The sequence below is a fragment of the Virgibacillus alimentarius genome (assembly GCF_017874635.1).
Lineage (GTDB): Bacteria > Bacillota > Bacilli > Bacillales > Amphibacillaceae > Virgibacillus_B > Virgibacillus_B alimentarius.
Window position 1 is genome coordinate 1 of record NZ_JAGIKX010000073.1, and the last position, 1,412, is coordinate 1,412.

General features: G+C 51.1%; 1 rRNA gene. It reads right to left on the reverse strand.

What is annotated here, in order from left to right:
• Positions 1-1,412, reverse strand: a 23S ribosomal RNA gene (locus J2Z81_RS15655); the annotation flags it as partial.

The window sequence follows — 1,412 nt, forward strand, 5'->3', positions numbered from 1 at the left end:
ACAGCTCAGGTAAAGCCGAACGGATTTTCCTATCCGGCACCCTAACTGCTTGGGCGCACACATCCATCGGTGCGCATTCCCTATCCTGCTGCGTCCCCCCGTCATTCAAACGGAAAGGAGGTGGTACAGGAATATCTACCTGTTATCCATCGCCTACGCCTTTCGGCCTCGGCTTAGGTCCCGACTAACCCTGAGCGGACGAGCCTTCCTCAGGAAACCTTAGGCATTCGGTGAAAGAGATTCTCACTCTTTTTTCGCTACTCATACCGGCATTCTCACTTCTAAGCGCTCCACCAGTCCTCACGGTCTGACTTCGCAGCACTTAGAACGCTCTCCTACCACTGTTCCGAAGGAACAATCCGCAGCTTCGGTGATACGTTTAGCCCCGGTATATTTTCGGCGCAGAGTCACTCGACCAGTGAGCTATTACGCACTCTTTAAATGATGGCTGCTTCTAAGCCAACATCCTGGTTGTCTAAGCAACTCCACATCCTTTTCCACTTAACGTATACTTTGGGACCTTAGCTGGCGGTCTGGGCTGTTTCCCTTTCGACTATGAACCTTATCACCCATAGTCTGACTCCCAAAGCTAAGTAGCTGGAATTCGGAGTTTGACTGAATTCGGTAACCCGATGAGGGCCCCTAGTTCAATCAGTGCTCTACCTCCAGCACTCGTTCTTTGAGGCTAGCCCTAAAGCTATTTCGGAGAGAACCAGCTATCTCCGTGTTCGATTGGCTTTTCACCCCTACCCACACCTCATCCCCGCATTTTTCAACATACGTGGGTTCGGGCCTCCTGTCAGTGTTACCTGACCTTCACCCTGGACATGGGTAGATCACACGGTTTCGGGTCTACGACCGCATACTAAAATCGCCCTGTTCAGACTCGCTTTCGCTTCGGCTCCGTGTTGTCCACTTAACCTTGCATACGATCGTAACTCGCCGGTCCATTCTACAAAAGGTACGCCGTCACCCATAAACGGGCTTCGACTACTTGTAGGCACACGGTTTCAGGTTCTCTTTCACTCCCCTTCCGGGGTACTTTTCACCTTTCCCTCACGGTACTGGTTCACTATCGGTCACTAGGGAGTATTTAGCCTTGGGAGATGGTCCTCCCGGATTCCGACGGAATTCCACGTGTTCCGCCGTACTCAGGATCCACTTCGGAGGAAATGTCCTTTCGACTACAGGGCTCTTACCTTCTATGGCTGATCTTTCCAGATCGATTCATCTAAAACATTTCTTGGTAACTCCACATGAAGTGTCCTACAACCCCAGAAAGCAAGCTTTCTGGTTTGGGCTGATTCCGGTTCGCTCGCCGCTACTTGGGAAATCGCGTTTGCTTTCTCTTCCTCCGGGTACTGAGATGTTTCAGTTCCCCGGGTATGCCTCACTTATCTTATGTATTCAGA